The 16,885-nt window shown below is 42.2% G+C and carries 13 protein-coding genes; 12 read left to right on the top strand and 1 reads right to left on the bottom strand.

What is annotated here, in order from left to right:
- The first annotated feature begins 96 nt into the window (after window positions 1-96).
- From SNE_RS00825 to SNE_RS00800, 6 genes are read left to right on the top strand one after another with little or no spacing between them, the layout of a single operon-like run.
- Window positions 97-819 carry a glycosyltransferase family 32 protein gene (locus SNE_RS00825; RefSeq protein WP_013942381.1) on the top strand — a complete coding sequence of 241 codons (723 nt, stop codon included), beginning with the start codon at window positions 97-99 and terminating at the stop codon, window positions 817-819.
- Window positions 806-1,492 carry a glycosyltransferase family 32 protein gene (locus SNE_RS00820; RefSeq protein WP_013942380.1) on the top strand — a complete coding sequence of 229 codons (687 nt, stop codon included), beginning with the start codon at window positions 806-808 and terminating at the stop codon, window positions 1,490-1,492. Before SNE_RS00825 ends, SNE_RS00820 begins: the two co-directional genes overlap by 14 nt.
- On the top strand, window positions 1,489-2,199 hold the full coding sequence (locus SNE_RS12095) for a glycosyltransferase family 32 protein (RefSeq protein WP_013942379.1): 711 nt from the start codon (window positions 1,489-1,491) through the stop codon (window positions 2,197-2,199). Before SNE_RS00820 ends, SNE_RS12095 begins: the two co-directional genes overlap by 4 nt.
- Window positions 2,196-2,936, top strand: coding sequence for a glycosyltransferase family 32 protein (locus tag SNE_RS12090; RefSeq protein ID WP_013942378.1), 741 nt, complete (start codon window positions 2,196-2,198; stop codon window positions 2,934-2,936). The genes SNE_RS12095 and SNE_RS12090 overlap by 4 nt, the downstream gene beginning before the upstream one ends.
- A 13-nt stretch (window positions 2,937-2,949) precedes the next feature.
- The gene (locus tag SNE_RS00805) at window positions 2,950-3,603 is read left to right on the top strand and encodes a glycosyltransferase family 25 protein (protein ID WP_013942377.1); all 654 of its coding nucleotides are present in this window, start codon (window positions 2,950-2,952) and stop codon (window positions 3,601-3,603) included.
- Window positions 3,604-3,630: 27 nt separating this feature from the next.
- On the top strand, window positions 3,631-4,332 hold the full coding sequence (locus SNE_RS00800; protein ID WP_079891498.1) for a glycosyltransferase family 32 protein: 702 nt from the start codon (window positions 3,631-3,633) through the stop codon (window positions 4,330-4,332).
- On the opposite strand, the gene SNE_RS00795 is transcribed toward SNE_RS00800, so the two are convergent.
- Window positions 4,326-6,113, bottom strand: a complete 1,788-nt coding sequence (locus SNE_RS00795; RefSeq protein WP_013942375.1) for an MFS transporter — start codon at window positions 6,111-6,113, stop codon at window positions 4,326-4,328. The genes SNE_RS00800 and SNE_RS00795 overlap by 7 nt on opposite strands.
- Window positions 6,114-6,293: 180 nt before the next feature.
- On the opposite strand from SNE_RS00795, the gene SNE_RS00790 reads away from it, so the two are divergent.
- From SNE_RS00790 to SNE_RS00760, 6 genes are all read left to right on the top strand, one after another.
- A complete protein-coding gene (locus SNE_RS00790; RefSeq protein WP_013942374.1) occupies window positions 6,294-7,907 on the top strand; it encodes a hypothetical protein in 1,614 nt (537 codons plus the stop codon).
- Window positions 7,908-7,916: 9 nt separating this feature from the next.
- Window positions 7,917-8,336 carry a hypothetical protein gene (locus tag SNE_RS00785; protein WP_013942373.1) on the top strand — a complete coding sequence of 140 codons (420 nt, stop codon included), beginning with the start codon at window positions 7,917-7,919 and terminating at the stop codon, window positions 8,334-8,336.
- 516 nt (window positions 8,337-8,852) lie between these two features.
- On the top strand, window positions 8,853-9,554 hold the full coding sequence (locus SNE_RS00780) for a hypothetical protein (RefSeq protein WP_148258912.1): 702 nt from the start codon (window positions 8,853-8,855) through the stop codon (window positions 9,552-9,554).
- Between the two features lie 232 nt (window positions 9,555-9,786).
- Window positions 9,787-10,455: an FKBP-type peptidyl-prolyl cis-trans isomerase gene (locus tag SNE_RS00770; protein WP_013942369.1), complete on the top strand. Its 669-nt coding sequence runs from the start codon at window positions 9,787-9,789 to the stop codon at window positions 10,453-10,455.
- A gap of 84 nt (window positions 10,456-10,539) precedes the next feature.
- A complete protein-coding gene (locus SNE_RS00765) occupies window positions 10,540-13,539 on the top strand; it encodes an exodeoxyribonuclease V subunit gamma (protein WP_013942368.1) in 3,000 nt (999 codons plus the stop codon).
- Entirely contained in the window at window positions 13,526-16,648 is a 3,123-nt protein-coding gene (locus SNE_RS00760; RefSeq protein ID WP_013942367.1) for a UvrD-helicase domain-containing protein, read from the top strand. Before SNE_RS00765 ends, SNE_RS00760 begins: the two co-directional genes overlap by 14 nt.
- Window positions 16,649-16,885: the final 237 nt, after the last annotated feature.

The following is a 16,885-nucleotide window of genomic DNA, read 5'->3' as shown; positions in this document are numbered from 1 at the left end:
TTACGAAGAATATAAACAAGATGCCAATTAAATGCATGTATTAAAATTATTCTTCCTCAGTTGACAAGTAATAATTTAAGTTCTACATACAAGAATATGGTCCCGAAAAAACTACATTTTACTTATAAAAAACCTGAGCTTCCTGAGAAATACCAAGCAAACTTGGCGAAATGGAGCGATTTGTGTCCCGAGTGGGAGCTTTATTACTATACGGATGAAGATGTCCAGGCTTATTTTGATTGCGAGTTTCCAGAGTATTCTGAAGACCTGCAAAAAATCTCAGTCGGGGCGATGCTCGCAGATGTCTTCCGTTATGCTGTCCTTTATAAGGAAGGAGGTCTTTATAGTGATATCGATACCATCCCTCTTAAAAGTATTCCCGATGAGTGGCTCAAATTTGATGCCGTGATTGGATATGAGTATCAACCTGACAGGTTCCCAGAGCTTTTAAGTAAGCAATGGAAATATGAACCCATTTATTGCCAGTGGACCTTTCTAGCATCTCCAGGTAACCCTTTGTTTAAAGAAGCACTGGATCGCTCTTTTCGAAAGCTTCGGGCTGCAAACTTTGAGCCCAAGAAACGAATTGATATCCTCCATCTCTCTGGCCCTCTTTTATTCACATCAGTTGTCAATGATTTTCAAAATGCATCGAACCATTTGATTTTAGATGCCGATTACTTTGCCACTGACAGTGCAAAAAATTTCCCGAAAACCAAACGGAGTGTGATCAAGCATCAGTTTGATGGACACCATGGGTGGGAGTGGAATGTCTTATTGCCGCATGTGAATTTAGAGGAATCTGATGCAAATTCCTAAAAAGCTTCACTTAACTTTTGCTACAGAGGAACTTCCAGAAAGATACCAACGGAATCTAGAAGCCTGGCGCTCAGCATGCCACGATTGGGAAATTTGTTTCTATACTGACGAAGAGGTGTATGCGCTATTTAAAGAGCACTTTCCTCAGTATTATGAGATTTTACCTCAAATCCCTTGCGGCGCAATGCTTGCAGATTTTTTTCGGTATGCTGTTCTTTATGTTCATGGGGGAATGTACACCGACATGGATACATATCCTTTGAAGTTTCTACCTGAAAAGTGGCTTTCTGCCTCTTCGGTCATCGGATATGAAGTTCAAACAAAGGGAGTCGAAGTCTTTTGCCAGTGGACGATGCTTTCTAAACCAAAATACCCTCTGTTTAAAGAAGCATTGGAGCAGGCGTTTCAAAAATTTATCAAGAATCGAGGATGTATCGATCATCCTAACCAAGTTCTCGAAACAACAGGTCCTCTTTTCTTTTCCTCCATTGTGAATCAATATCGGTGCGACCCTGAGTTGCTCTTACTTGAAACCGACTATTTTGCAAGGTGTCCTGAAGCAGGATTGCCTTTCACAGAGAGAAGCTTTGTTCGGCATCAATTTGATGGAGAATGGACTTGGAAATTATCCCTTGCCTGTCCACAACTTCGGCTTAATCGTGGAGGGCTATGATTCCGAAAAAACTGCACTTTACTTATGCTACAAAAGACCTCCCTTCGAAGTATCAAGAGAACTTGAAAGTTTGGCAGAAGATGTGCCCGGACTGGGAGCTCTGCTTTTATTCAGATGAAGAGATTAGTGAGCTTTTTGCAAACCATTTTCCTCAGTACTCCGCTCTCTTGCCCAAGATCCCCTATGGAGCGATGCTTGCAGATTTTTTTCGCTATGCAGTCCTATATGCAGAAGGTGGGCTTTACAGTGATATTGATACGGTTCCTCTGAAGCCAATTCCTGAGGAATGGTTAGCTTTTGATGGGGTGATAGGATATGAGTATCAACCTTCAAAATTTCCCGATTCCTACCGTTATCCTTGGAATGAGAAAGAGTTTTTATGTCAGTGGACGTTGCTGTCCAAGCCAGGGTACTTCCTCTTTAAAGAAGCGTTAGCAGAGGCTTTTCGACGTTTGGAAAGACTCAACTTTCAAGCAAAAAGCATTTTTGATGGGCTCAACACAGCAGGCCCCTTACTTTTAACCGACGTTGCACTGCCGTACCAGGAGCGAAAAGAATTGCTTTTTTTAGACGCAGACTTTTTTGGATGTCGCGAAGATGAGCATTTTCCCTTCACAAAGAGGAGTGTCATCGCGCATCAATGTGACGGCAAGGATCGGTGGATGGTGCAGGTGAAACTCTCTCATCTCAATTTGGGGTATGGATGATACCAAAAAAGCTCTATTTCACCTATGCTCATGACGAGCCACCTGAACTCTACATCTGGAATATGAAGCGGTGGGCAACCCATTGCTCTGATTGGGAAATTCACTATTTTTCCGATCAAAAAATTTTCCTATTTTTCAAAGAGAACTTACCAGAATACTATCCCAAGCTTTTCCAAATTCCATTAGGTGTTGTTTTAGCTGATATCTTCCGTTATGCAGTCTTATATGTCCAAGGTGGAATGTATATGGACATCGATACCATTCCTCTTAAACCGATTCCTGATGAGTGGCTTCAATACGATTTAGTGGTGGGATACGAACTGCAGCCGTCAAAGTTTCCCATGACTCCAGCTGGCAAAGATGGATACGAAGAGGTGTTTTGCCAATGGGCGCTCCTTGCACGTCCAAAACATTCCTTATTTAAAGAGCTTTTGGATCAATGTTTTTCCGCTTTACATGCGCGAGATTTTGAAGTTCAAACGATGCGAGATGTCTTAGAAATTTGTGGTCCGATTCAGTTCACCAAAGTGATGCACCAGTATCAAAACTCACCTAGAACTTTACTTTTAGACATGGATGTTTTTGCATCCACAGAACAATATCTACCACCGACAGAAAGAAGTGTCATCAAGCACCAGTTTCATGGACATTTAGGCTGGCAACTTGCTCTTGAAGCGAAACATTTGAAGTTGAACTCTATAAAGGGTAGAAATCCGAAATTGACTGCCCACAACTGAGGTTTAAATAGGGATGGATGAATACCTAGGTTTAGATAGACTTGACGGGATCGTTTACATCAATTTAGATCACCGAAACGATCGCAGGGAAAGACTTCTTCGAGAGTTTGATCGACTTCAGGTCAAACGGGTAGAAATACTGCGAGTCCCGGGAGTTTATACACCATTAAATGGGAGAGTTGGATGTTTTTTAGGGCATATCCGTGCGTTAGAAATTGCGCAAGAAAGGGGATGGAATAAGACGCTTGTTTTAGAAGACGATGCGCAGTTCTCAACCGATTTGTTGAATATCGAACTCTACCTAAAAACATTTTTCGATCAGTTCGAAGACGATTGGGATGTTTTTTTACTAGGGGGGAAGTATTTGCAGATCCAGACACTTTCTCTTCAGTTTTTTCAAGTGTTTGAATCCCGTCGAGCGCATGCTTACCTTCTCAATGCTCACTACATACCAGTCTTAAAAGAGTGTTATTGCCAAGGATACAAAAAGATTGAAAAAGACACCTTCCTCATAGATTCGGTTGGAAAATCAATTGATGTTATCTGGTCAAAAGAACAAAAAATAGGAAGATGGATTGCGCCGTTTGAGAGCTTGGTGAAACAAGCAGAAGGGTTTAGTGACATTGTCTGTGACTTTCGCGATTATAGAGAAGTTAACTTTAGCTAGAAATTTTAAAGCGAGGAAGGTGCTCACATCATACCGAAGAAGATCTACTTTACTCACAAAACAGAGAGTCCTCCTCCTGCATACACTGAAATCCTCGAAAGATGGCATGCGTTTTGTCCTGATTGGGAGTTGCATTATTTTTCAGATGAAAATGTTTTCAAGTTTTTTGAAATGCATTTTCCCGAGTATGCAAAAGACCTTTCTAAAATTCCTATGGGAGCCGTTCTTGCCGATGTTTTTCGCTATGCAATCCTTTATGTTCAAGGAGGCATGTACACCGACATTGATACCATTCCGGTCAAAGCCATTCCAGAAAAGTGGCTTACTCACCAAGCAGTAATCGGCTACGAGTTTCAACCCTCCAAATTTCCCCAAGTAAAACTCGAGAACAAAGATAAAAAAGAAGTGTTTTGCCAATGGACCCTTTTATCTCAGGCAAAAGTTTCCCTTTTTAAAGAAGCGCTAGATCTTAGTTTTCAAAAAATGCGCGCAAGAAATTTTGAGTTTCATCAAGAGCAGGATACTTATACAACTGTTGGCCCTCTCATGTTTACATCTGTTGTTGAAAAGCATCTTCCTTCAAAGGAGATTCTCATTTTAGATATGGACTATTTTGGCGTGTATGAAAAATATCTCTCTATGACTAGTAGAACTGTTGTGAAGCATCTCTTTCATGGATATGACGGATGGAAGCTCCAGCTAGAACATCCCTATATAAAGTTTTATTGAGAATCAGAAAACTCGACGACAATTTTCGGGCGTTTAAAGTGAACACGATCTCTTTGATTTTTGCGTGGAGTTTCATGAATCGTCACAAACTTCAAGTCAAACGTCTGAATTTTACGCAGCTCGCGCAAGAGTTTCCCTGAAGAACGTTCCTTTAAAAATGAGGGATCAGGAAAGAGCAAGCAAGGGGTTTCTTTCCTGTCTAATTCATCATGCAATTTTTGCACAAATGAGCGAAGCAGACTCTCTTTCATATCCTCAACATAAAGAAAATCAACAGATGAAAACATCTTCATCCATGAGTCTCGGTACCGTTTTCTTTCACGTGGAATGTAAAAATGCAGACGAGGGTCACTTGCTGAAAGCAAACAAAGAGGTAACCGTTCAATTTGCTCTGCCACCAAAACAAAAGGACGCCCTTCCCCTTCGGGAGGTCGTTTAATTTCGACATTGTAAAGCGGACGCACAAAGGCGCGGCAGATAAAATTGAAAAAATAGCCTGCAAAGCGGGAAGTGACAGCAAGAACCATCAAGAAAATCAAGATCGAAGTGATGGTGAAGCCACGTGCTGCACTTAAATGCATGATTCCTCCAAATAAGTAGAGGAGCATTGGAGCGACAAGCACTCCACAAAAACTCAAAAAATTCGATGCGGCCACAATTTGCCCACGCTTTTGATCGGGGCTATACGTCTGAACGTAGGCATCGAAAGGAACGATATAGAATCCACCAAACACCCCTAAAAGAACTAATGCGATATACGTCAGCACAAGTTGATGACTTAAAAAAGAAATCACAAAAAGGGTGACCGAAAGAAGTATTCCTGAAACGCAAGCAAGGCCGATTTCAATCCGCTTGTGTGAGATGCGACCTGCTAAAAACGCTCCGCATGCAATTCCGATCGCCGTTAGAAGAAACAAATAGCCACCGCCCACCTCACTAAACCCCAAAGATTGAATCGCGTAAGGGATCACATTGAGCTGAAAATAGGCCCCAACGAATAAAAAAGACGATCCCCCCAAAATCGCTACAAACAAATAGGGAATAGTTTTAGCATACTTTAAATTACGGTAGATTTCGTGTAAAAAGAGGGGATTGATTTTTTTTTCTGATCGTTTGGGTTCTGTATAGGGAATAAACAGAGACGAAATAAAACCACCGATTGCAATCAACGTGCAAACACCTGCTGCTAAAGGAAAATTATAATTGGTCATTTGAGTCAAAAAAGAAGCAAGAAATGTCCCAACAATGATACCCAAATAGGTGAAAGAAGTGATCAGTCCGTTTGCCTTGGGAATTTTCTCTGGAGAAGGTACCAGTTCAGCAATGATGCTATATTTTGGCGGACCAAAAACTGCACTTTGTACTGAAAGCAAAAAGAGGAGGCTGTAACTGGCCCAATCGCTCTTGAATAAAAATGCCACAATCCCCAGCCCCATAATGATCACTTCGGTGAATTTGAGAAAGATGATCATCCGTTGCTTACTAAACCGATCAGCCAAGACCCCAGCTGCCGGTGAAAACAAGAGAAACGGCAACACATAAATGGTTCCTACCCAAAAAAGAATCTCACTTGACTGGTCGACCCCTTTCAAAGCGATGAAGAGAAAGACAATGAGAAATTTGAACACATTGTCGTTCACCACCCCAAGAAATTGGGCACCATTTAAAAATTGCAATGCATTGCGCCAAAGAAAAGAATCTTTTTCTTTACGTGCAAAATGAAAGCGAGAAAGATAGTTTTCCCATCTTTGAATGAAGCTTTTCCGTTTACGAAGAGGCATGCAAAACGCAACTTGTCTTTTTTTGCATCTATACCATTTCTAGTAAATATCTTCATTAATTAAGACCAGGGCCAGGGCAGTCGCATTTATACCCAAACAAAACGAGCAAGAAAAATCTTTTTTTTACGAATACTTTTTGCTAAATTATGCTTTCTTGTTTTTTAGAGATAGAGAGTCAAAATGAAGATTTTTCGATTTCTCTTGCTTTTTTGTTTGCCAGCCTTTTTTTTAAACCCCATCCCTTCCTATGCTTTTGAATCTAAAGTCTATTATCTTGAAACTGGACAAGAACTATTCATCCCGCGAGATGAGGATGGATTGATCAACCCCTGGGGGTATTTTGATAGGCGAAACATTTTCACTCATCTTGATGGTTATATCGATCACGTTTTTGGTTTCATCGATCTTCTAACAGATATTGATTTCCTAGAGAGCCTTTGTGATGAAGAAGCTGAGAGGTTGATTGATTTTGTGATTTTCATCGTTCGATTTAGTGTTCCCAAAAGCCGACCTGATTTAGCCGAGAAATATGAGCAGGATATCTCTGAGCTACTGGAACTGATGTATGGTGATGAAGAATACCAATTATCTTCAAATTATGACACTTATTGGGGATTTGCTCCAGCTGTTTGCTATGAAAAGCCAGAATTTATCTTATGCAAAAAACACAAAGAAAAAGGAGGGATTTTAAATCAAATCAAGAGAAAATCAAAGCATTTTGGCCATTGGTGCAGTAAACACAGGAAACCTTTGATTGCCGGAGGCGTGACTATTGGGGTGCTTGCCATTGGTGCTTTGACAGGAGGAGTTGGGGGTAGCGTTGCTGCCGCAGTTGGGGGAGCTCTTGCAGGAGCGGCAGCAATGGATGACGTTCCAAGGTATATCAATAAGCCAGGAGAAGTGTATTTTTATGGCGACCCGACAAGATACCCTCCACCTCCAACTTATTCTATACTACAGAACGATCATGCCACAACACCTTCTTCAAGAGGGTTCCAATCTTCAGAAGTGTCTGCGTCGACACCTGTATCTGAATCTAACTCATCCTTAGAAGAAATTCCTCTTGTAATGCAAGAAGGTATTGAAGAAATCAGGGAAAGTTTCACTGAGGAACCTAATGAGAAGAAAGCTAAAATCAAAGAATTTATCTCCTATATGGGGCATCAAATTTTGGATGAGTTGGAAACATATGGCTTAGAGCATGTTGTTGGCAAAGATATGATAGATACTGGACATGAGGTGATCGATAGAGCTTTTGGGACCGATTACGCTGCAGACTATACTACAGAAGTTAAACAGCAAATAGCTGCCCTAAAAGATGCCTTCGAACTAGATATGGCAACAGGTGAGCTACCTCCACCCGCAACTACAGGCGGCGCAATTGCCAAAACAGGTGCTGCAATAGGAAGTGCCGTAGTTGCTCAAGAAGCTCTCGTTGAAACCGTCCTTAAAGAAAAGACCCTAACCAAAGCCGATACTACGATTAGTAATCGATACATCGACCCAAGATTACCTAAGAACCCCAATGATTTATTATCAGACCCAAATTGGATGGAGACAAGCCATCCAAAAGCTCGAGAAAAAGGCCATAGAGAATTTAAAAACATCGAAACAGGGGAAATACTTCGCTTCGATGAAGGTAAACCAGGAATGTCTGGACATAAAGGCAAGTCTCATTGGCACCGTTTAAATCCAAATTCCGTTAATGGTGATAAAGACAAATATTTAAATGCACAAGATCAACCCGTTTCAAAAGACAACCCTGAATCGCATCTATACCCAAAAGAACAATAAGGACTTAAGATGATTATATCTAAATATAATGGTTACTTTCATGACGGTTACGTAAGAAATATCATACACAAAGGCAATAATATAGAGCTTTTCCTGGAAAGTTGTGTTGTGAATCCAGAAGAGATTTTAGAAAAATACCTTTTGTCTGATTGTAACAAACTAAATGGATTTTTGAAGGCTCGCAATGTACAGAATATTGTCGTAGATGATCATATACTTTCCGATTCGCTCAAAATGCAGTATGATTATGCTGAGATTTTAACCCTAGAAGTTGATGAAAATAACATTTACTTACTGATTGAATGGGACAACAAGCCCCCCAAACCACAGGTGAGAAAAATCTGTGAAATTAAAATCAAAGCCGAAGAAATTTGTTGGATAAGCCATGTTAAAAGCAACGAAACACACTCAAAGGAAAAAACCCAATGAACGAATCAGAAAAATTAAACAAGGTCAAAAAAAGCTCGCAAAACGAATGAGAAATTTGAACACATTGTCTCACTACCCCAAGAAATTGGGCACCATATCGAATTAGACAACTGTTATTACGAAGTCGATGCAATTGTGTTTGATAAAGATGAAAGCAGATACTATGTTCTAAGAAAAGAAGCTAAATGGAAATGTGGTAATTGCGGAAAATACAATGATCCAAAAAATAATAATTGTTGGTACTGTGGCTTGCCTTGGGGACCCCCATATTCTGAAAGCTTGGGTCTTTAGTGGCTTGACCAATACTGGGAGAGAGTCATGAGACTCTTTCTACTCTCTTTTCTGTTGGTGGTGGATTTCTTAACCAATCTAAATGCGCAAGAAACTGATGTGGGCGAATCAGTAGCTGCCCGAGTCAAATTGATTTTACCCGAAGATAGAAAGATCTTGTCGAGGTTCTTCAAAAGGTTGTTTTATCATGGAGATTTTTCTTATACCCTGTTGGGGCAGAAACCAATGGGGAGCATTGATTACAACTTGAATCTCCTTGCCTTCCCTCAATTTTATAAAGAACCTCAAAAACACCTTTTTATGATGGCTTTAGATGAAAAAGGATGGAAGATTTGGGAGAAGTATAAAAACCTTTTTCTTCTAAGAAAATACAGTTTTATCAAAGTAAAACATGAAAGCTTTTTTGGGTTCCTATTGATCAATAAGGAGAAAACTTTTGAGGTCATCAAAGATAATCTCCCAGTTTTTCAAGAACTCGTAGGAGAAGAAATTTGCGCGAGCAAAATTCTTGCGATGCTTTGTGACGGCAAGTTCGGTTATTACCATTCCAATGCGCCTTCTTTGGTTACTTACTACAAAGTTTTAGGTCTTTTATATGGATACGGAGAGGAAAATGTAAAAGCTTTTATCAAAAGAGAGCAATTAATACAAAAACTAATGAGTTTCCCTATTGAAATGAAATCACTTCCTTCAGAAGTTATGAGCTGTTTAGAGATGGAAGATTCCCCAAAAACATTAGAAAAAATCCACTTCCAAAGTATTACAGAAATAGCTCCTCTAGTTTCTGAATTAAAAAATTTACTCGATAACACCTGTTTATACTCAAACAACTTTAAAAATTGGTTTTGGGCAACGCGAAAGCTTTCGGAATTCGTCGATTTTAAGTGGCCTAATATTAGGAATATGAGGTCACTTAAAATCGGCTAATTACGGTGCTTTGGCGCAACCGAAAATCCAATTTTTGAAGTTGTTTGAGTATAATCACGGGAACAAAGAAAGATAATCCTTTTTTTCCAATAAAAAGGTCATTATTTTGGGGAAGTGAAAAATGCTCACAGACAGAAGCAATAATCGAAAATTATGATAACCAAAACGAGGCAATCCTCAGAATATATGAGTCAGATAACTTCTTGGAAACTATTTTAGAGATGTTAACTTCATGATGATTTGGAATAAATGGTGCTTTTTTCTAGCAACTTTTCTTTCTCTGACTTGTTGCTGTTCAGAAGAGAATAAAAATGAGCCAATTCAAAAACATCAATCAGAAGTCTCTGAAGATCTTGCTCAACTTCTTTGGAATATCATGCAAACTTATGAGGGTGAATACTCTTTCAAAGAGCTCGTTGTTAATCTTTGGAAGCTCAATGCAGGAAGACAAGAATCTAAGGCTTTGGATGAATGCTTTGCGTCCTTAATGGAATCTTTAGAGAAAAAAGCAATTGATCAGGAGATTATAAATCTTCAAATTGCTGATTCTTACCTACAAAAGCTAAAAACAATGAATGATATTCATGAGTTAGTCCAAAACAAGCTCTATTACAAAATAATAATTCCCGGAACAGGTGAGGCTGTCAAGGATTTGAGTCGCTCTTCTCCATTAATCTCTTTCAAGGAAAAAACAATCAATGGAGAAATTCTGTCTGAAAACACCTCGGGAATACGCCTCCCTTTTTCTGAGGTGATTGCCGGACTCCAAAATGGGTTAGAAGGGATCAGAGTAGGAGAAAAAAGAGAAATATTTATCCATCCCGACCTTGCTTATGGAGAATTTCCAAAGCCTGAGCCTTATTCACTTATTGTTATTGAAGTGACTCTTATCTCCCTTTAATTTGGTCAAGTGACCTTTAGCAAAGATCCAGTTTAATTTCTGAACTGACTTTCCCCTTTTCATACCATTTGGTATTCTTGGACCATGAAACCAACGCTCCATGTTAGTAACGACTTTCGCGCCCTTCGCAAACAGCTCGCACATCAGCTGTTTTTGACTCCGTCCGCCCCCTTTGAGCAAAAAGTTGTCCTTTTGCCTGACCTCAAGCAAAAAAACGAGCTTCTTCTCCATTTTTTGAAAGATGTCGATGTAGTGATGGGGGTAGACTTTATGGAACTCGGCGCAGGCCTTCAATTTCTCTGCAAACTTCTTGCAGGGCAGACTCTCCAGCTCCCACCACTTGACCTTTTGACCTTGCATCTCTTACCTCTTGTTCAAGAATTTCAATCTGAAAAGAAAGCCTATCCTCTAGCAGCAGCTCTAGCCATGGAATTCTTGCGTTATGGCAAATTTGGTGAGGGAAAACTGATCGAATGGGCTCAAAAAGAAGGGTGGCAACAAACACTTTGGAAGACAGTTTTTTCTCAATGGGATATTCCCTCTAAACTACTTGATTTATCTTTGAAAAAGCCAAATCAACCTCTTGAAATTCATCTTTATAAGTTTTCGTTTTTGCCCGAGCTTTACTACAGGTTTTTGGAAAAAGTCGCAGCTCATGTTCCCGTGCACATTTACCAGTTTTCACCTTGCGCAACCTTTTGGACCGACACATTCTCTGAAAAAGAGCGCATCTTTTTAGAAAAAAAAGTCGATGCCAATGTGCGCGCCGAGTGGAATGCTTACCTTCAAGATCGTCCTTTGCTTTTAGCTCACTTAGGGAAGCTTGCACGCCAAACCTTTCGTTTTTTTGAAGAAGAAGATTTTCCGATAGAAGAGCATTATGTCTCGCCGAAGACCGATACTCTCCTCCATCAACTGCAGCATCAGATTCTCCATTACGAAGCCAAACAGACATTGAATCAAGATCGCTCAATTTTACTTCATCCCGCCGCCTCCAAACGACGCGAAGTTGAAATTCTTTTCACAACCCTTCTCTCGCTCGACTTTAACCCCTCTGACATTCGGATTTATGCTCCTGATATTTCATCTTATGCTCCCTATATTTCTCTTATTTTTGGAGCGAAAGAATCCCCCTTTCCATTTTCAATTGCCGATTTGCCTCGGGAGCAAGAGTCGCCTTTATTGCAAGCCTTTCTCAATTTGCTCATGCTAAAGCAAAATCGATTTAACAAAACCGCTGTTTTAAAACTCTTAAGCTCACCCCCTGTCAGACAGAAGTTTCGTCTCAAAGAAAAAGATGTCGAAGCCTTTGGCGACTGGATGGAAAAAGGAGGTGTGAAGTGGGGAATGGACCGTCAGCACCGGAAATTTTTACTCCAAGGGCGAGAAATGCACGAGCAAGGAGAAGTAGGAACTTGGGAAGACACTTTTAAGTCGCTACTCCATGGCTTTACAACCTTACCCAAAGACCGTCCTGCATGGGAGAAGCCTATTCTCGATTTTTCCGATGCAGCAACCTTAGGCACCTGTGTGTCAATTGTGAGAAGTCTTGAAAAAGAGCTCTCTTTCCTCGAAACAGCATCCCTTTCCCTTGCAGAGTGGAGTGAGAAGCTCCGCTTTCTTTTAAACCGTTACTTTGAAGTCGATGAAAAAGAGCTTTCCACCTTCAAATGGGTCGAAGAGAAATTTGCTTTGCTCGAGTCTAAGGCCTTGCCCAAAGACTCTTACCCCTTCCTCCCTCTCTTTGAGTTTATCAAGAAAGCCTTTCAAGAAAAAACAGGAAGAAAAGAAGCAGTCCAGGTTGAAGCCTTGCGATTTGCCTCCCTCAAACTGGCCGCCCTCGACCATGCCCCTGTCATCTGCCTTCTTGGTCTTGATGAAACCCAGTTTCCTCGGGTTTCGTCCAAAAGTTCTCTATGCGAACTTAGCCTTCCCAAGCAACCCCTGAGCCAATATGAAGACCGTCTCCTCTTTTTAGAATCTCTCTTCGCTGCAAGCTCCCATCTCATCATGAGCTACGTCTCTATCAGTGAAGAAGACGGCAAAGAGCAAGCTCCCTCACCGATCGTTCAAGAGCTCCTCACGATTTTAGATCCCATCTCAATTACCGAAAAGCATCCCCCTTTTCTCTTTCATGCAGACTACTTCGATGCGCCCAAACCCACATCCCACCTTGCCTTTCGCGCCGCGCAGAAATTCTACACACCTCACTCAAAACCCACCCCCTTCATTCCCGAATTTCTCACACCGACTCCTTTGCCTCCCTCACAAACAGAAGATCTCACGATTGATCTTAGAGCCCTCAGCCGTTTTGCAAAGCATCCCTTACGTTTTTACCTCAATCATGCCCTCCACTTTTACCTCCAATACGAAGAAAAAGACGAAGAGTTTACCCTTTCACCGCTGAATCAAATGAAACTCCGCGAAGAGGCCCATCACCGCCCCTTTGAAGAAGTCTTTGAGCAAGCCGACCTTCAGGGCAAACTTCCTCTTGGGCGCTTCAAAGAAGTAGCGAGGCTACATGCTTCAGAAGAAATTGCCTTACTAAAAGAGGCGCTCAAACAATTTGAGTTTGTAGAGCAGCCTAAAACCATCGATCTCGCCCTAACCGTTCCCCTGGACCGCGGCCGCATTGCACATCTTGAAGGAACATTAGGGGGAGTAACTTCTGAAGGGCTACTCTTTCATGGAGAGAAAAAACTGCACGATTTACTTAAAATCTGGCCTCTTTATCTCGCTTTCGCATCTTCCGATCAGATGGAGAAAAAAAAGCTTCTACTCACAAAAACAGGAGAGCGTCTCTCATTTCCCAAACTCGATCCGCAGCATGCTCTAGCATCTTACCTGCTCTACTATGAAAAAGCCCTCACGCATCCATCACCCTTTCTCCCAGCTTGGGGGCAAACGTTTCTCGAAAAAGGGCCCCAGGAACTCGCCAAGAAAATCGAAGACACCACAGATCCTTATGCACTTTGGATTTTCCGGCCCCACCAATACGATGCCGACATCCTCTTTGAAACTTGGGCAACCCTTTTACAAACGACCTTCCACCCCCTTCAGGAGGCTTTGAATGACGACCTTTGATTGCTTAGAGCCCACCCTTGATCTTCAAGGTTACCACGCCCTCGAAGCTTCTGCTGGAACAGGAAAAACCTTTGCCATTGAGCACCTTGTTACGCGCCTCATCCTTCAAGGTTTTGCTCTCCACGACATTCTCGTTGTCACCTTTACGCGAGCTGCCACACGAGAACTTCGTTCACGTATCCGCACTAATCTCGAAACCCTCTTCATCAAAAAGCCCCCCTATATTCAGCATCTATCAGAAGAAGAAAAAATTGGTGCCCAACTCAAAGCAGAAGAAGCTCTAGCCCTCTTTGATGAAGCCCAAATCTTCACCATTCATGCCTTTTGTCAACGGATGCTCATGGAGTTTGGATTTGAAGCCCAAGTTGGCCTTTCGCTACTCAGCCAGCAAGAAGAAAGCTACCGCGACCTCCTCATCCAAGAGATCACCGATTTTTTTCATACCGAGCTCTTCCCTGAAGCTTACTCAGCCAAGCAACTTGCCACCCTTCTAAAATCGTGCAATGACGATAAAGACAAACTCGTGAAAAAAGTTCTCCACTTTGTCGAGCAAGAAGGAGAGTTTCCCGATTTTCCCGATTACGAAACCACCCACTCCCAATTTCTTTCCCTCGACCTTCCCAAACCTTCCTTCGAAACACTACTTAAGCTTGCGCCCGCCTTTTTGAAAATTTGCAACAAACAAGGAGAGCTCAAAGAGGAGTACGAGGCTCAGTACCAAGCCCTTTTGCGAAACGACTTTGATGCCCTTCTCACTCACCCCTCACTCTTTTCCTTTTTCACTCCCGAAAACCGGACTAGAAAAGAGTTTTCCTCAGAGGAATTGCGTGCGCTTTACATTCTAAATGAAATGCTCACGCCTCTTATCGAAGCTGCAAGTCAACCTCAACATACCTTGATCCGCATTGCCCGCGACGCCAAACGAAAAGTGCGCCAAGCCCTCCTCGATAAAGAGCTTTTTTCGCCCGACGACCTCCTCCTCCAAATGCAACAAGCCTTGACCTACTCCTCTTTTTGCAATCGAGTTCACAAAAGATACCAAGCCGTCATCATTGACGAGTTTCAAGATACCGACACCCACCAATGGAACATTTTTAAAACCCTCTTCGTCGATCAACCCATCCAAGCCTTTTACATTGTTGGTGATCCCAAACAGTCGATCTATGGTTTTCGCAGTGCCGACTTAAACACCTACCTTCAAGCCAAAGAGGCCATGAATAATACCTCTCACCTCACCACGAATTACCGCTCAGAACCGCAACTCCTGAGCTGTCTAAATCTCCTCTTTTCCAAACAGATCCACTTTCCCTACACCCCCGTTTTAGCGCCCCCCCATGCAACCGACACCCCATTTTCCGATGGGAAAAGCGCTCTTCATTTTTTTTCAGCCATCGTTGAAAAAAAACGGGAAAAGAACTGGCCCTCTCCAGCCATTGAAACCGATTACTTTTTCCCTTTCATCGCCCAAGAAATCCAAACTCTCACCCAAAAAAAAGAAGCCACCTTTAGTGACTTTGCGATCCTTGTCAAAGACCGTTACCAAGCAGCCCGCTTAAAAAATACCCTCGAAGCGCTCAACATTCCAACTGCCGCCAAAGGAACAGAACCCTTAGCGCAAACCTCCATGGCCACTTTTTTTAAATCGCTTCTATCCGCACTTGACGACCCTAAGAAGACCCATCAACTTTTGGCCCATCCTATCTTTGATCTCACCCATCACGAACTCAAGACAAACACGCCCCTTCTCTCCCATGCCATTGCGTTTATGCACCAACACGCCCCAAACACCCTTCATAAAACCATCGATGCCGCTCTTCATCATCACTGGAAGCCCAATCAAACCCTCCTCGAACTCCTCGTCCAAGAAGGAAAGCTCGACACCTACAGCGACTTTATGCAATTAACCGAGCTTCTTCTTCAGCAGCCCAATCAAACCCCCTCACAACTGCTCGACTATCTCATCAAACTTCCCACCGATCAAATCAAAACCAGTCGCCGTCCACTCTCTGATCAAAATGCCGTCACTATCATGACCATCCATATGAGTAAAGGCCTCGAATTTCCCATCGTCTTTGCCCTCGGCCTAGTCAACCGATACACCTCGCGCCAAGACTTCATCCGGCACGAAAAAAAATGGCTCCTTTTCAACCCCGAGCACCTTGCATGTCAAAGCGCTTTACAAGACCAAGAAGCCGAAAAAATGCGTCAACTGTACGTTGCACTCACACGGGCCAAAAAACGTCTTTACATTCCCACACTTGAAGAAGCCAGTAACAAACCACCCATAGGGACCGCTTCACCTCTTGAACTTTTTCTCTCTGATCTGCCCCCGCTCGCAACCCTCATCTCTGAAATTGGAGCCACCCAAACCCTTCTCGAACCGACAACTCCATCGCCCCTACCTTCTAAAACACCCACACTCCATCCACCCTTACAAAAACCCTACAACTTTCCCTCACGCTACATCCATTCCTTCTCCAGCTTAACCGATCACACACCGCCGCCCGCACCTGAAACCCCTGAAAACACCCTTCCGAAAGGAACAGCAACCGGCCTCCTACTCCACGACCTACTCGAAAAAATTATCCGTGAAAAACTCACCCATCCCTACCAGAAAACCACAATCCACAACTTCATCGAAACCACCATTAAACACACACCCTTTTATCCCTACCTCTCAGAAATTACCAATCTCATCGATTGCGCCTTTCACCATCCCCTCGATCACTTTTGCCTAACTGACGTTCACCCAAGCAACCTCCATCCCGAGGTTGAGTTTCTCTACTCGCAAACCCACGAAACGTCGCTCAAAGGATTTGCCGACCTGATCTTTTTGCACGAAAATAGCTATTACATTTTAGATTGGAAAACGAATCTGCTCACAGACTATAGAACCGAAACACTTCAAAAGGCGATGGAACAAAATGAATACTTTTTGCAAGCAGAGATTTATTTAGAAGCGCTAAGGCGCTACCTCAATTTCAAAAAAGATCCTCGCCCCATTCAAGGAGCTTACTATCTCTTCTTAAGAGGACTCCCTGAAGGGGAAGGCCTCTACAGCATCCCATTTAACTCTTCGCAAAATCGAATATTGCCCTATGTAAAATAGAAGCATGAATATTGAGGAGGTTAGATGGTTACGGATTCTTTTGGGTCCAAGCAGAAACACCTCTCCAAGGTGGCAAAGTCCCTGGGATATACTTTGATTTTGCTACCATAGTTGTCATTTTACATCGAAAAATGACATTTGAGATGGCATTTTTCGCGTTTTTTGACTAAGTATCTAATTTTTAGTTGGATAAGAAGGTATAAAAAAGCCTTGTCCTTCCAAAAGTTCAGGGCTCTA

Source organism: Simkania negevensis Z, assembly GCF_000237205.1.
Lineage (GTDB): Bacteria > Chlamydiota > Chlamydiia > Chlamydiales > Simkaniaceae > Simkania > Simkania negevensis.
The sequence above is the reverse complement of the archived record's forward strand: the minus strand, read 5'-3'. Positions and strand labels throughout refer to the sequence as shown.